Source organism: Pseudomonas sp. Snoq117.2 (assembly GCF_900110545.1).
GTDB classification, from domain to species: Bacteria; Pseudomonadota; Gammaproteobacteria; order Pseudomonadales; family Pseudomonadaceae; genus Chryseomonas; species Chryseomonas benzopyrenica.
In genome coordinates this window covers 25,678-39,131 of record NZ_FOED01000021.1, presented here as the reverse complement: position 1 = coordinate 39,131, position 13,454 = coordinate 25,678, and the positions used below count along the sequence as shown (strand labels likewise).

Annotated in this window: 14 protein-coding genes; 5 read left to right on the top strand and 9 right to left on the bottom strand. The window is 61.4% G+C overall.

Annotated features, from left to right (window positions below; translation table 11 throughout):
- On the top strand, positions 1 to 315 hold a 315-nt coding region (locus tag BMZ43_RS24445; RefSeq protein ID WP_143075330.1), incomplete at its 5' end, for an integrase core domain-containing protein.
- Between the two features lie 260 nt (positions 316 to 575).
- Here BMZ43_RS24445 and BMZ43_RS24440 read toward each other — a convergent pair.
- The 5 genes from BMZ43_RS24440 to vapB form a co-directional block, all read right to left on the bottom strand.
- A complete protein-coding gene (locus tag BMZ43_RS24440; RefSeq protein WP_093257434.1) occupies positions 576 to 1,544 on the bottom strand; it encodes a DNA replication terminus site-binding protein in 969 nt (322 codons plus the stop codon).
- A 337-nt stretch (positions 1,545 to 1,881) separates the two neighbouring features.
- Entirely contained in the window at positions 1,882 to 3,096 is a 1,215-nt protein-coding gene (locus BMZ43_RS24435) for a HEAT repeat domain-containing protein (RefSeq protein ID WP_093257431.1), read from the bottom strand.
- A 129-nt stretch (positions 3,097 to 3,225) separates the two neighbouring features.
- Entirely contained in the window at positions 3,226 to 6,096 is a 2,871-nt protein-coding gene (locus BMZ43_RS24430) for an nSTAND3 domain-containing NTPase (protein ID WP_007162474.1), read from the bottom strand.
- Positions 6,097 to 6,115: 19 nt separating this feature from the next.
- On the bottom strand, positions 6,116 to 6,526 hold the full coding sequence (locus BMZ43_RS24425; protein WP_007162475.1) for a type II toxin-antitoxin system VapC family toxin: 411 nt from the start codon (positions 6,524 to 6,526) through the stop codon (positions 6,116 to 6,118).
- Complete coding sequence (gene vapB / locus BMZ43_RS24420) at positions 6,523 to 6,753, bottom strand: type II toxin-antitoxin system VapB family antitoxin (protein ID WP_007162476.1); 231 nt, start codon at positions 6,751 to 6,753, stop codon at positions 6,523 to 6,525. The genes BMZ43_RS24425 and vapB overlap by 4 nt, the downstream gene beginning before the upstream one ends.
- 191 nt (positions 6,754 to 6,944) lie before the next feature.
- Between vapB and BMZ43_RS27555 the strand changes: the two genes are divergently transcribed.
- Positions 6,945 to 7,160, top strand: coding sequence for a D-glutamate cyclase family protein (locus tag BMZ43_RS27555; protein ID WP_080568404.1), 216 nt, complete (start codon positions 6,945 to 6,947; stop codon positions 7,158 to 7,160).
- A gap of 29 nt (positions 7,161 to 7,189) precedes the next feature.
- On the opposite strand, the gene BMZ43_RS24410 is transcribed toward BMZ43_RS27555, so the two are convergent.
- On the bottom strand, positions 7,190 to 8,377 hold the full coding sequence (locus tag BMZ43_RS24410) for a Fic family protein (protein ID WP_007162478.1): 1,188 nt from the start codon (positions 8,375 to 8,377) through the stop codon (positions 7,190 to 7,192).
- 307 nt (positions 8,378 to 8,684) lie between these two features.
- Between BMZ43_RS24410 and BMZ43_RS24405 the strand changes: the two genes are divergently transcribed.
- Positions 8,685 to 8,939, top strand: coding sequence for a type II toxin-antitoxin system Phd/YefM family antitoxin (locus BMZ43_RS24405; RefSeq protein ID WP_007162479.1), 255 nt, complete (start codon positions 8,685 to 8,687; stop codon positions 8,937 to 8,939).
- Positions 8,936 to 9,280: a hypothetical protein gene (locus BMZ43_RS24400; protein WP_007162480.1), complete on the top strand. Its 345-nt coding sequence runs from the start codon at positions 8,936 to 8,938 to the stop codon at positions 9,278 to 9,280. Before BMZ43_RS24405 ends, BMZ43_RS24400 begins: the two co-directional genes overlap by 4 nt.
- Positions 9,281 to 9,289: 9 nt before the next feature.
- Here BMZ43_RS24400 and BMZ43_RS24395 read toward each other — a convergent pair whose 3' ends face one another.
- Both BMZ43_RS24395 and BMZ43_RS24390 read right to left on the bottom strand, forming a co-directional pair.
- Positions 9,290 to 9,772 carry a hypothetical protein gene (locus tag BMZ43_RS24395; protein ID WP_007162481.1) on the bottom strand — a complete coding sequence of 161 codons (483 nt, stop codon included), beginning with the start codon at positions 9,770 to 9,772 and terminating at the stop codon, positions 9,290 to 9,292.
- Positions 9,769 to 10,761, bottom strand: coding sequence for a DNA-binding protein (locus BMZ43_RS24390; RefSeq protein ID WP_007162482.1), 993 nt, complete (start codon positions 10,759 to 10,761; stop codon positions 9,769 to 9,771). Before BMZ43_RS24390 ends, BMZ43_RS24395 begins: the two co-directional genes overlap by 4 nt.
- Positions 10,762 to 11,144: 383 nt before the next feature.
- Between BMZ43_RS24390 and BMZ43_RS24385 the strand changes: the two genes are divergently transcribed.
- Positions 11,145 to 12,356 carry a tyrosine-type recombinase/integrase gene (locus tag BMZ43_RS24385; protein WP_256563350.1) on the top strand — a complete coding sequence of 404 codons (1,212 nt, stop codon included), beginning with the start codon at positions 11,145 to 11,147 and terminating at the stop codon, positions 12,354 to 12,356.
- 304 nt (positions 12,357 to 12,660) lie between these two features.
- On the opposite strand, the gene BMZ43_RS24380 is transcribed toward BMZ43_RS24385, so the two are convergent.
- The gene (locus BMZ43_RS24380) at positions 12,661 to 13,422 is read right to left on the bottom strand and encodes a FlhC family transcriptional regulator (protein WP_007162484.1); all 762 of its coding nucleotides are present in this window, start codon (positions 13,420 to 13,422) and stop codon (positions 12,661 to 12,663) included.
- Positions 13,423 to 13,454 lie beyond the last annotated feature (32 nt).

Below are 13,454 nucleotides of genomic sequence, written 5' to 3'. Positions count from 1 at the left end.
GTACTGTTTCATTCCGATCAGGGCAGCCAATACGCTAGCCGCCTGTTTCGGCAACGGTTGTGGCGATATCGGATGGAACAGAGCATGAGCCGCCGGGGCAACTGCTGGGATAACTCGCCGATGGAGCGATTGTTCCGCAGTTTGAAATCGGAGTGGATTCCACAGACCGGTTACCTGACAGCTCAGGAGGCCCAACGGGACATCAGTCATTACCTGATGCACCGCTACAACTGGATCAGGCCGCATCAATTCAACGATGGGCTACCGCCTGCGGTGGCCGAAGAAAAACTTAACCCACTGTCCGGGATGGGTTGACCACTACACATGGACTTGTTAGGACTGATATCCTCGCGACCCAACCTGCCCTTCGTGCCGCGAACTTTTCAGGTGTGTGGGCAGCCGCTGCAAAGCCTATCTCGCCTGGCTCGGCATAAGCCCCGGCTGTTTTTTCCTACATATCACTGGGCGACTGATGCGTTGTGATTGCTAACCTAGCGCGTCGAGTTGCCTCTATCTCGTCCGAGATATCGAGGCTGGTAGGGTGCCGCTATTCCGCCACGAGGACTCAACTTACGTTACGTCGGTGATTCGTAGGTAATACCACCTAGTCGATACGTCGAGGGCGTAAGGAGCGGATTTCGGTCGCCCTGCTGCGACCGCTGGTTACCCGTAGGCAGGTAGAGGTTGCGCTCTGCCCAGACCTCAGCGCGCGCCTTCACATCGCCGCGCTGGCGGCCTCGGGCTGCACGATCGAAGTCGCGCAGCGCCGAGACCTTCGGCTCGGCCTCGCCGGCGAGCACGAACACCGGCAGATTGGCCTTGATGATGGCGTCCCACTTCTCGCCGCGCTCGCCGAACCAGAGCGTGCAGCGCGGGTGCGGGGCGACGACCTTGTGCTTGATCAGCACCTGGTCGTCAGCGAGGTTCGCGATCGTGCGCAGATCCTGGTGCTCGGGCGTTTGCTCGAGCGGTATCCCCTGCTGCTGCGCCCTACTCTCGGCCTCCGCCTGCAGCTGCTCGCGCACGGTGGCCACCGGTATCCGCTGGTTGCTGGTGGTGTGGCCAGCCCAGGTGAACGAGATCCTCCGCGGCGCGCCATCGAAGGCGTGGATGGTGCGCTGCAGCTGCTTGGTGGTGACGCCGGCGCCTAGGGCGCGCCGCAAGAGCCGCGGCCGCATCTCGGGGGTGTAGCCCAGGGCGAGCCGGAGCGCCTCGATCTCGTCGGTGACCACCTGCTTGCTCGCGTTGATGGCCAACACCTGCGGCAGCACGCTCGCCTGCAGGCGGAAGTAGCCCGGCAGGCGCATGACGGTGCCGGCGGCTTGGCCAACGTCGCGCTGATGGCTGGCCAGGGCCGCGGTGGCCATCGCGATCGCCGCCTGACCGTCGACCTGCTGGACCTCGAGGACGTCAGGCGTCTTCTGCTCGTTCAGCAGCGGCACCTGCCACACGCGGCCGTCGACCACCAACCCTGGCCAGGTCGAATTGAAGCTGGCCAACTGCTCCACGAGCACCTGGTGCGCACGCTGGATCCCTTCATACATGGCGGTGCCCTCCTCACGGGCGACGTTCCCAACCAAAAAATTATACCACCCCTGTACAACGCAAGCCCCTATTCAACGTTTCCCCCTTCCAACCCGAGGCCACTTCGCCCCTTTCCTTCCTTCTCTCCTTCTCTTTTTTCCTTCCCTTTCCCTTCTGTCGCGCGCGGGGCGCGGGCGGATAGAGAGGGGAGCTCGGGTGGAGGGGGTGCAGAGGGTTGAGGTGAGGGGTATGTGCAGGGGTGGTATATATTTGGTTCGCCTGCAGCACATAATCGGCGAGCCAAGTCAGGACGAGGGGAATTGTGAAGGCCCCATCCCTGGAGGCCTTTCAAACCACTCACTCCATTCCGAACATCTCAGCGAAGGTGGTAATCGGGACGGAGGTATTGCGACGCAGCGCCCGCGGTATGAACTTGGAGACCCCGAAGTCGATGCCGGTGCGGCGGGCCATCATCCATAGCAGAGTAGCCTCGACGTCCGCGCCCTTCCTTAGGCCGTCAAGCCACTCCCGAGCCCGGGTCGACAGCGGCCATCGCGACAGCTCCGTGTCTCCGGCCGACAGATCGTCGGCTTGATTGAGAAACGGGTGGTCGGCAGCTAGGAGACCGTGCCTGCGCGCCATGTCGGCGGCGGCTTCATGGTCGTCAATCATCGACAGAGCGAGGGCCGTTCGGACATCTGAGGCGTTCGGTCCCCGAAGCGCTTCGAGGGTAGCGGCGTCGCTGTCGACGTTCAGCTGAGTGCCGAGCGCCAGCAGAAGCGGCGCTGCGAGCTGGGCGTCGAAGTGATCTGCGGCAGCCGTGACTGCCTCCCAGGGAACGAGGTCGCGCTCGAGTGGATGCTGACTAATCCGATCCGCTATCGCCCAGGCGGCTGCGTACCGTAGTGGATAGAGGTTTTCGTCCGCGTTCCCGACGACGTGGACGTCGGTAAGCCCTCGCTCAAACGTAGTCCAGGCTGTGGGATGGTCCGGGCAAGTCAAGAGATCGAGCAGCATCGCGTGCAGCACGACGTCGATGGCCCCAGTGTCGTCGGCCAGGAAGGTGGTGATCTGATCAAGCACTTGGGGCGGCAACGTGTCGTACCGGGCCAAGGCTTCGGCAGCCGTGCGGGCGACCTGATATGCTGGCTCGTCGCGCCGCTGGTGTTCGGGATGCCGGCAATAGTTACGACGGTCGCCCAGGAGCGACACCAGGACGTCGAGGGCCTCGGGCCATGCCTGTTGGCCGATCACCTGGGCCAGAGCCTCGCGGACCAGCGCGCTGCTGTCGGCGACACGGTCGAGTATGGCCGTCTTTTCAGCCGTATCAGATCTGGGAGCCAGCACGTTCAGCGCAGTTCGCCGGACCTCGAAATGTGCGTGGGTAAGCGCATTGACGATCGCGGCCCGTGCCTCAGGCGTTCCAAGTTCCGCAAGCGCCCGCACCGCCGCCTGGGCGTCGTCCTCGTCGTCGGAGCGCGCCCACTGTTCGGCGAGCTGCTGAATGTCGAGATGCTCCTCTCCAGATAGCTGCAACAGGAGCCGGGCTAGGTTACGCGGGCCCTCATCCATTAGGGTCTCGGCTTGACCGGGAAGGAGCGCGCGATAGCAGTCCAGAAGCGTCTCTTTGTCTGCGCCGAGTTCACAGGCGATCGCAAGATGAGCAGCGGCCGCAGTCTCGGGCGATGTGGAGTCCAGGACCTACTGCGCCAGCCTTTTCTTCCACCCTCCAGACTCATCGTTGATGATTTTCGAGGCCAGCATCGCAACTCGCGTCGCCGGGAGGGTAGGCAACAGATCCACCAAAATGGTTTGGGCAGCGGGGCGGTCAGGCCTACCTTCGTCGTCGCCTTCAAGAAACGACAACGCGCGAACCGCCGCTTCGACCGCCTTTGGCGCACCCGTGGTCAGGGCGGTGAAAACTCGGTCGCGGCCAAACTCAAGGCGGCGCTCAGCGATGACGCTGAGCCCTGCGGCTTGCAGACGGTCGTCCTCTCCAGCGGCGGTGAAGAAAGCGTCTAGCTCGGTAATGGTGACCTCGGGCGGATTCAGTTTCATGACCTCGGCCCACAGCGGTAGGATAATGTCCTGCCGTGGATGGCCCGCGATCCAGCCTTGACCGTCTTGGCGGCGTCGGGCGCGGACATAGCCTTTTGCGAGGTGATTGGCCGAGGGTCCCTCCACCTCCGTCCGCTCCTGAATACGGAGGCCATGCGCGTAATCCAGTTCGCCCTGCCACGCCTGGCGAAGGTCCTCCTTCGCATCAGCGAGCATGTCGTCGACAATCGCCTGCATCGTCTCGATCTGTGACCAAACGGCATCGTAGGGAGGATTTGAGCCGGATAACGCGCAGTCAGCGATAGCGTCGGCGCACATTACAAATTCGGCCGCCTGCGCCACCACTTCGCCGGCGGCCAGAAACGCTTCGGCGAAGTTGACCTTGAAGGGAGTCAACCAGGCCTTCAGCTTGTCGGCGTCGTAATCAATGTGGGTCCACGGCAGTTGATGTGCGATAAAGCCCATCAGGATGCGGAGCTTCGGATCGGCCATCAGTAGGGCCTCGCGCTCGGACTGGGACACCTTGGGTGGCTGCCATGCGAATTGTTCGAACCCTTTAGGCCTAGGCCCGCCGTATTCAAGCCAACCGACCAATCGCCCGATCGGTTGGCACGAGCTGAGCCGCCCGACGGCGTTGCGCCAGGCCGTGCGAAAGGCGCTGGGTTCGTCGACGGCTGTGACGAGCTGATCGATCAAGATCTTATCGAAGGCTTCGACGACCTCCTCCCGGAGCTCGACCCCTGCGTCCTTAAGCGACCGCGCGCCCGTCACCAGACGCTCAACGACGGATATCCAGGCCGAGCCCTTCGCCGCCGCTAGGCGCAAGGCCGCGCGGGCCGATGCGTTAAGGGCGTCCTCCGTCCCCCGAAAGTTAGCGCGGGCGACCACCTCCATCGCCTCAATCACTTTGGCGTGGGCGACGTAGGCCCCGCTGCCATCTTTAGTGAGCTGAGTCTGGGCGAGGTGTGCGGCGAAATCATCGAGCCCGATGTCGACTTCTCTCTCCTTGTCGACCTCGCGGCGGAGATCGGCCAAGTCGCTGTGCAGCATGCCACGCGAAAACCGCAGCAGAGCCCAGAGCACAGCCGCCCCCCGCTCCCCCCGATCGCCATAAGCGTTGATCTGGTCGCGTACCACCTGAAGCCGGCTATCGCTGAGCGCCCGATCGACCAAGACGTCCACGTTAGCATCGAGTGGGTTGGTGACGGCAATGAGCTCACGGGCGAAGCTGATCAGTTCCAGCGGCGATTTAAGATCCCGCAGCAGCCGCTTCTGGTGCTGGTGTGCTAGATCCTGCCGCCAGCTGCCCTGGCCTTTGAGTTTTCCATGCAAAATCTGGCGCCGCGCCGCCTCATCGTAAGCGATGTCGTCAATGATGACCGCCCGGTCGCTCCAGAGCGGGCCCGGCGAAGCGCTGAGCGCCGCGCGATATATCTCGCTGCGCGAAGTGATCACGAATAGCTTGTCGGGCGCCTTCTGCTGCATTAGGGCGCTGATGCGCGTGGTCCACTCGCCCGCTTCATCCTTCCTGAGACCGGACTGGCCCCAGGGGTCCTCGAGGTGGAACAGGACACGACCTGGCGCCGCGCAGGCTTCCTGGATGGCGCCCAGGCCGTCTTCGCGTCGGACGATTTTGTAGGGCGGGTCGGCTTGACGCCGATCGTAGGCCAACTGGTCGGCGGTCAGGCTCTTGCCGTAGCCGGAGGGGCCGATCAGCAGCACTGCGCCAAACTCGTCCAGGCGCTTTTCAGCAGAGTCGAAATTGGCAGGCGGGACGTAGAATGCCAGCTGAGGATTGGCATGCGGCAGACCACCGAACGCCTCGGCGATCTTCTCGACGTCGTTTCGGTGTAAGGGCGCGCGGACTGCGAGGAAACGGTCTTCGACCGCCCTCTTAAGGCGCTCGACGCACCCGTCGAGGCCCTGGCTTGGCACATGCAGCGTTTCCATGAGGATCTGGCCGATCTTCTGGCGGGTCGCGTCCAGCGTCATGCCCTCGATCAGGGCGAACCGCCCGGCGAGATCCTCCCCGACATTGAGGTCGAGGTTCGCGGGCGTGAATGTGGGATCGGACGGCTGTTCGGGACTGTTGACCCGTCCCGCAGCCAGGGATCCATCGACGCTGGCGTTGGTTATGAAGACATAGCGGCGCTTTTCATCGGCAAGCATCAGGGCCTTGGCCCGCGCCCGCGGCTTGGGCCCTCTGGTGCCCTGGGCCGGCTTGTCATTGACCACGCCCGCAAAATCCTTCGGGCTCCAGGCTCCCGCGCCCTTGAACTTGATCTGGACGTGCAGTTCGCCGGCTGCTGCGACGGTCAGATTGCCCTCGGCCGCTTCGGGTGATACGCCGAGATCGGCTTTGATGTCGTCGTGGGAAGCGGGCTCGACCGTGACGCGGTCTGTGCTCGCATCTGGCCCGAACATTAGCCTCAGAGCCACCCAGACGGTGACCAGCTTCTGGTAATCGTAGCCCTGGTAGGATGAGTTGGCCCCACCATCATCATTAATCGCCATTTGCGTTACGTCGCACCTATCAAACCCAGTCTTCGTACACGAGGCCGGGGACCCGGCTGAACTCACGCACATTGTTGGTCACTAGGGTGCAGCCGATAGCGATTGCATGCCCAGCAATAGCGGTATCGTTCGACCCGATCGGTGTACCCGCCGCATTGAGCTGGCGCATGACCTCAACCGTCGCATCGACCGCGCGCAAATCCCAGGCGATCACCGCATCCAAACGCCGAACGAACTCGTCCACCAGAACCTTGTGCTTGGGTGAGGCCTTCTTGCCGATCTGACCGAAACGCATTTCTGAGTAGGTGATGGCCGAAATCACAATGCGGTTACCGCGCTCGACCTCAGCAGCAAGGCGCCTGATCACGGCGTCTGGATGCTCCCGCATGATGAACGAGCAAATGCAGGTATCGAGCATGTAGGTGGTCACAGAGTGAACCTGCCTTCATCACTGGCCACTGCCGTGCGCTCCTGCAGGAAGTCAGCGTCAGCCTTAGGCAGTTCGGCCAGAGACGTCCAGGAAGGCCGAGCAGGCCGCAGGGTGATGACGTCACCCTCCTTGGAGATTTCAAGCTCGCCGATGCCCTCAAAAGCCATGTCCTGCGGTAGCCGGACTGCTTGATTCCTGCCATTCATGAAAATCGATACGGTACGCATGATGTGCTCCTTCGGCCTATGCGTTACATAGGCCAATGTAGCGCTCTGTTCAGGCCTATACAAGGCATATGCCTGTAGAATTTGGATGCGCTTACTTCGGTGATCCCGATGCTGCTGCCGAAGGCATCATCTAGCTCTCAGCGCTGGCGGTGCTGCTGGCAGCGCGCTAACCCTGCGGGCATGGCGCCGCTTTGCTCATTGGCAATCCCAGGGCTCTCGGCATTACCGATCTGCAGGCGCAGGATCTGGGCGTGGTACCGCCAATGGCCCCGAACGAGCTGCCAGCGCTCTCGGCGTACGCGGTGACGCCACAGCAGGACCTGGCTCATCTGCGAAGCGCCTACTGCACACCCCTCTATCCTAGGAACAGGTTTGTGATGAATCACCGGCCCGAGGCGTTAGGCTAGTTCACAGTCCACTAAGGATGGGGCTAGCCTTACCAGAGGTATGGGAATAGAAACTCAATGAGGTGCCTTGAGAGACTCAAAGATACAGGCCTACGACCGTCGAGAATGATCAGGCCCTCTGCGGCCATCTCGCTTAAAAGGCCCCGCGTTGTACGTTCTCCAACACCTAAACGGGCTTGCAACTCGGCACGCGGCTGATCTCCCATGTAGAGCAAGGTTCTGTATACGTCCCGAGCTTCAATGCGTAGCTTGGGGAGTTGGTTGCCCTTTTCGTCCGAGAGTGCTCCACGACTCCGCATTTCAAAGAACACATCAATCCGCTCACTCAGCTTCTCCGGCTCCAGCTGGGAGCTGAAATACTGAACTTGATCCAACGCAGTCTCGGCGAAATAGCGGCTCCATTGCGTTAGTCCGCTATCTGAAAGTATGCCACGACCATCCTGGTCACCTTTTCGAGGCTGATCCGCTGCACTCAGCTTCTGGTAATAAAGCTCGGTGCTTCGCGCAAAGCCACGGCTCATCGACCATAAACCATAGCCTCCGAAACCGGCGGCTTTTAGATACTGATCGGTGAAGAGCCGCCCGGTGCGGCCGTTACCGTCCATAAAGGGGTGGATCCACATAAACCGATGGTGGGCAGCTGCGGCCGCGAGAAATCGGGAGAGGCCGTGAATCCAGTCGAGCCGATACGAACGCTCGAACTGGCCGAGGTACGAATGCATTTGCCCGACTGAAGGGGGAACGTGATGACCAACCCTGACGCCGTACTCTCGGAATACGCCGGGTACCATACGAACGACGTCACCCTGCTCGTTAAGCTGGATATCCAGCATCTCATCGGGCACGCCAACATAAAACTCCCGGTGCAGTCGCGAGATAGTTTCTCGCGTGCAGACGTTGACTGGATCAATAGGATCATCGGTAAGTCGACGCTGTGCTTCGATATGCCGTTTGATCTCCAAGAAATCTTGGCTGGGTTTTACTTCGAGGGTATTCCCATCCTGCTCGGCGCGCAAAATATCCGCCGGTAGCGTGGAGTTACCTTCGATTTTATTGCTGTAGTAGGAATTAACCGCGCGCAGCAAATTCATCACCGGTACGCGCATAGGGCGCGGGATCTTCGCGTGAAGGTCCGCGTCGAGGCGCATCACCTGCACGATCTGGTCCTGCAATTCTTCTGGCGCGACGTCTTGAGAGATGAACGGTGTGAAAGTCATTTGCCGGTTCGCTACCTTGCTGCATTCCGCAGCTGGACTGGGCTTGAGGCATATTTCCAAAGAAATTTTGCCGGTATTCTTGCCGCCACTATAGCATCTATTTCCCAATATCGCCTGCACCATCACAGGGCCAATAAGGGGACCCCTAAGCCCGCCATAACCGGCTTCTGCAGATCGAATCAGCTCGATCTGGTTAGCGAAGCCTTGTGCCGTTTTAACCCGGGGATAGGCATGTCCATATTCGGTCTTAATTTGGTCCTTGCTATGATATCGTGAAAGACCTATTTCAACGCCTAGGAACACCCACATGCGAGTCGAGACAATCAGCTACCTGAAGAAGAACGCGGCCGACCTTGAGCTGGACGAGCCCATGATCGTGACCCAGAACGGGAAGCCGGCCTACGTGATTGAGGCCTACGCGGATCGTGTCCGTCGCGATGAGTCGATCGCCTTGGTCAAGCTGCTGGCCTTGGGATCGAAGGAGTACGAAGCCGGCCAGCACATGTCACCCGAGCAGCTGAAAGACGGCCTGCAGCAGCGGTTCGGCGGTGATAGCAAATGACCGCCAGATCATTCCAGGTCCGCTTCAGCGCTTCAGCGAGGAGCGGCGCACTCGACCAGATGCACCACCTCGCGAAATCGGTGTCACGCACCGAAGCACTCGCTAAGATGACTAGCGTCGTCGACGAGGTCGCCACCGAGCTCCGGAAGTCCCCTATCGCTCATCCGATTGCCGCCGCCGGTGCTGAGTTTGGCATCACTAGGTATCGCGAGATAGCCAAGGCTGGCTATCGAGTGGGATACCTGGTGGACGAGGCACAGCGCGAAGCCGTAGTGCTTGCCATCTTCCGCGATGGGCAGGACATCCAAGAGCTGCTGTATCGGCACCTGCTCACAGGTTAGAACGTACCGTTAACCACCGGCCGCAGCGATCAGCAATCTGCCGGCCGTGCCCCGTAACATGGCGAGGCAGGTTGGGACATCCAGATGCACTTGCGTGGCCAGCACCCGAATGCCGAGCGCCCCAAGATGGAAGACCTTGTCTGCGGTGATCGGCACGTTGATCGATACCCGTTGCTGGAGCAGGCGAAGGTAGAGCACACCGCGCTCAGGCTGGTTGACCAGGGTCAGCCCTTTATCACCGGCGGCCCCATGATTGCGCGCCTCGAACGTCGGCGTGATTCCCAGGACGCAACACATGAACGCCGGCATTTCGCGAGGCGTAATCTGGAGCGTCAGCTTCTCGGACCAGTCGAATTTTTCGCTGGATCCCTTGCGCCCGGCACCGTCCACCGCGAGCACGGTTTCCTGCGCCTGATTCAGCACCACCTCGAACTTCAGCGCAGCAGATCCGCCGTAAACGTGGAAGCCCTCGAACTGGCCGGCCACCTTCATTCCCCTGCAGCAGGGCTAGCGACCCGGGGCGCCTTACCGGTGCCCCTGGGAGCCGGCTTCGAAGCCGCTTTGGCCAGCTGGCGCTCCAACGCTGCGATTCGGGCACCGCTGTCCTTCTGCACGCGCTCCAAGTAGCGCTCCGCGGCCTCCCGGTCGGCGTCGGCCCGGGCAAGCTTGTCACTCAGGGCGCGATTCTCCACTCGTAGCTCTGCGAGGATCTCTAGATCCTGGGCGCGCGTACGCTCCATTTCCTGGATCTGCCCCGCGGCGCTATCAGCCTCGGAGCGAGCGATGGCAAGCCGATTGCGCATTTCACGGAGCTCGACCTGGGTATCAACAAGACGCTCTTCAGCTGCAGAAGCAGAACGCTGATGCTCTGCGCTCGCCGCTTCTGCGGAAGCCTTCTGGGCGAGCGCCAGGTTCAGCTCTGTCTGGCTCTCTGCGAGCTGGTCCCGAGCCAGTTGCGCCTGCCCTTCTGCCTCGGCATGCCGCTCGGCGAGACTAGCGTTCTCCTCAGCCATAGCACTGAGCTGGCTGTCCTTCAGCTGAAGCTCGTTGGCCAACCCGTCCATCTTCTGCTGACTGCGCTCCTGATCGGCCTCAAGGCCTTCGAGCACAGCACTGGCATCGTCCTGCTCAGCCTCCAGACGGGAGATCTCCTGCCGCGCCTGCTCGAGTTCCAGCACAACCTCTTTGCGCGCCGCAGCCGCTACCAGGTCAAGTGCACCGGCCAGGGCGTCCTGCATTGCCTTGGTCTGCTTGGCGACTGCGGTTTCGATAATCGCCGTGGCCTCTTCCGGCAGTGGCCTGGTTGGAATGGCCCCACCCGGTACCCCAGTGTGGTGGCGCTGCCAGACGCTAAGGAGCGTTTCAGGCCGCCCCCCGCCGAGGGTGGTCCGTAGCGCCCAGCCATTGACCTTGCGCCCACCTGCCAGCAGCTGCTCACCGGCGGCGATGACCTCTGCGTCTGTAAATTTGCGTTCAGCCATGGCCGCCTCTGAGTAAAGGAAAATAGCATAGTAACGCCATCCATAACTAACAAACAATCTTGTTAGTAATGTTTGGCATATTCCTAACGTTAGCTGACAAACATGCGAGCGTTTGTTCCTTTTGGGCTTCGGTAGCCTGTGGCAGATGCGCGGGTCGACCCTGGTCGGGAGCCTCACCTGGGATAGCGGGCGCCTCTGCGGTGTGGGGCTCATTGTGGGCTCTGCAGAGAGGAAGCAAGCATCAGTCTTGTAGTGATGGGGGTTCTGTGACTTTTGTACGGGGATGATATATCCCCGTACTGCATGACGTGATTTTCAAGGGTTTGGGTAGTTGCATACACAAGATTGGGTGATAGCCTTCGGCGGTCGATATGGGGGTTACCGTGGGCCAGTTGCTACCGAAGCAGGTGAAAGAGCTATCCGAACCAGGCGTCTATCAGGACGGCCGCGGCCTCATCCTGCGTGTGGCCAAGACCGGGGCCAAACGCTGGATCTTCAGGTTTTCCTTCCAAGGTCAGCGGTATGACGTGGGGCTGGGTGGCTATCCGGCGGTGTCGTTGAAGCAGGCCCGGCTTGAAGCGGACCGGCGCCGGCTGAAGATCGCAGAGGGCGCGCCTGAGTTACCGGGCCGGCGATCGCCTGCGGCTCAATCGCCGGCTGCCGGACCCGACCTCTTCGAGACCCTGGCCAGGCAGTACATAGCCACACACGGCTCGTCGTGGAGCCACGACCATCACCGTCAATGGGTTAGCTCCATGGAGCGCTATGTCTTCCCGGTTCTTAGTCGCCGGCCGGTCGCCGAGATCGATACCGACCTGGTGCTGCAGGTGCTCCGCCCGATCTGGGACAAGATCGAGGTCACCGCCGCGCGCATCCGCAACCGCATTGAGTCGGTGCTCGATGCCGCCCAGGCACTGGGTTTTCGCGAAGGTGCCAATCCGGCTCGGTGGCGTGGCCACCTCGACAAGCTGCTGCCCCGCCACGATCGCAATGTCACGCACCATCCAGCGGCGCCGGCGGAGAGCTGTCCATCCGTGCTGCATCGCCTGGATTCCCTGGACGGCCCAGCCGCCCGTGCAGCGGAGCTCCTGATCCTCACGTCGCTGCGCAATGCCGAGGTTCGCGAGGCACGTTGGGCGGAGTTCGACTTCGACGCCAGACGCTGGACCATCCCGGTTGAACGCATGAAGCGAGACAAGGAGCATATCGTGCCCCTGACGGACCGGATGCTGGAAGTGCTTGAGCAGCAGAAGGGTCAGCACGATACCTGGGTGTTCCCCAACGCCCGCGGTAAGAAACCACTGCCGGGTAACGCGATAGGCCGGGCGCTGCGGAAGGTCAAGCTTGAGGGAGCGGTCCCGCACGGCTTCCGCTCGACGTTTCGTACCTGGGCGGCAGAGACCACCTCACACCCGAGGGAGATTTGCGAGAAGGCGCTGGCCCACAGTATTGGCTCCAAGACTGAGGCCGCCTACAACCGGGGGCCATTACTCGAAAAGCGGCGCGCACTGATGAGCGACTGGGAGACATTCTTGGCGATGCCGGAGCTGTCGGGCTCGGAGGCCGTTGCGCCAGGACGCCTGCAGGACGCCTAGCGTTATCTGTGAGGGCGAAGCGCTCCCGAAGCATGGAAGCTAGGACGCCTCCAGGACGCCTCGGCCATAGACCCTTGGTGATGCCAGCTAGCGTAGGACGCCCCCAGGACGCCTCGGACATAGACCCTCAATGATGCCGGCTAGCGTAGGACGCCCCCAGGACGCCTAGGCCATAGACCCTCGATGGTACGCGCCAGCGCAGGGCGCCCCGAGGATACTCATTGGAGTTCGATGAGAAAACCAGCCACCAGACGGCTGGCCTTGCTATCCCCGCCCGTTGATGGAGGTGTAGCAAGCGTAATCGTTACGCCGATCGAAGCAGGGGCATGGATTCCTGAGAGACCAGAGCGCGAACGAGCTGATCGCCGGCCGGGTAAAGCGCGACAATCTCGCGGCGCTCGACGTCCTTGTAGTCCAGAAGCTCTAACGCCGTAAGGTATTCCGGCTGATTCAGCCCAAGCTGCTTCATGATCTCGTGTGAGCTGTAACCCCAATTGGTCAGCTGCTGGATGTTCAGGGCAAGCGCCAGGAGTTCTTCGGCTGGACGATCGGACATCGCAGCGTCATTCACATCGCAATGGAATCGATCTTTCACCACGGATTGCGAGCAGTACGGGCAGGTAGACTTGTTGGTGCTGGTTAGGGCGACATAGGTGAGCTGGCAGCACCGGCAAGCACGCATCACCAGGTCTTTGGAGCGGTATTCACGTGCCACGACCCATGCTTCGTCGATGGAGAGGCACTCGGTCGGCGTGAAGTTCAGCGCCTCTCGATAGCCCAAATACGACTGGTGCGCAGCGATCACGGCTTCGACGTCGACACCCAAGAGCGGCTTACGAGCCCCGCGGAGATAAGCACCCATGAAAAGAGCCGCCTCGATCACGCGAGCCTTGCTGGCCAGTATGCGCGACCCCAGCGGCAGCGGGCCCGAACCGCCCCTGCTCACCACGTTCAGCCGCTTACGGGCGCTCGTCACCTGCTTGGCAGTCAGCTCGGTGTGCAGGGTGATGATGGTGCAACGGAAGCCGGCTTTGACCATCATGTCGATTAGAGCGGCGTTATCCATTTCGTGACATCTCCGTAGTTTGTAGAGTCGAG

Bases quoted from the DNA above. Each gene is read 5' to 3' on its own strand.
- BMZ43_RS24435 (WP_093257431.1), bottom strand. From the start codon at position 3,096: ATGGATGAGGGCCCGCGTAACCTAGCCCGGCTCCTGTTGCAGCTATCT.
- BMZ43_RS24390 (WP_007162482.1), bottom strand. From the start codon at position 10,761: ATGGCTGAACGCAAATTTACAGACGCAGAGGTCATCGCCGCCGGTGAG.
- BMZ43_RS24430 (WP_007162474.1), bottom strand. From the start codon at position 6,096: ATGGCGATTAATGATGATGGTGGGGCCAACTCATCCTACCAGGGCTAC.
- vapB (WP_007162476.1), bottom strand. From the start codon at position 6,753: ATGCGTACCGTATCGATTTTCATGAATGGCAGGAATCAAGCAGTCCGG.
- BMZ43_RS24410 (WP_007162478.1), bottom strand. From the start codon at position 8,377: ATGACTTTCACACCGTTCATCTCTCAAGACGTCGCGCCAGAAGAATTG.
- BMZ43_RS24380 (WP_007162484.1), bottom strand. From the start codon at position 13,422: ATGGATAACGCCGCTCTAATCGACATGATGGTCAAAGCCGGCTTCCGT.
- BMZ43_RS24405 (WP_007162479.1), top strand. From the start codon at position 8,685: ATGCGAGTCGAGACAATCAGCTACCTGAAGAAGAACGCGGCCGACCTT.
- BMZ43_RS24395 (WP_007162481.1), bottom strand. From the start codon at position 9,772: ATGAAGGTGGCCGGCCAGTTCGAGGGCTTCCACGTTTACGGCGGATCT.
- BMZ43_RS24400 (WP_007162480.1), top strand. From the start codon at position 8,936: ATGACCGCCAGATCATTCCAGGTCCGCTTCAGCGCTTCAGCGAGGAGC.
- BMZ43_RS24440 (WP_093257434.1), bottom strand. From the start codon at position 1,544: ATGTATGAAGGGATCCAGCGTGCGCACCAGGTGCTCGTGGAGCAGTTG.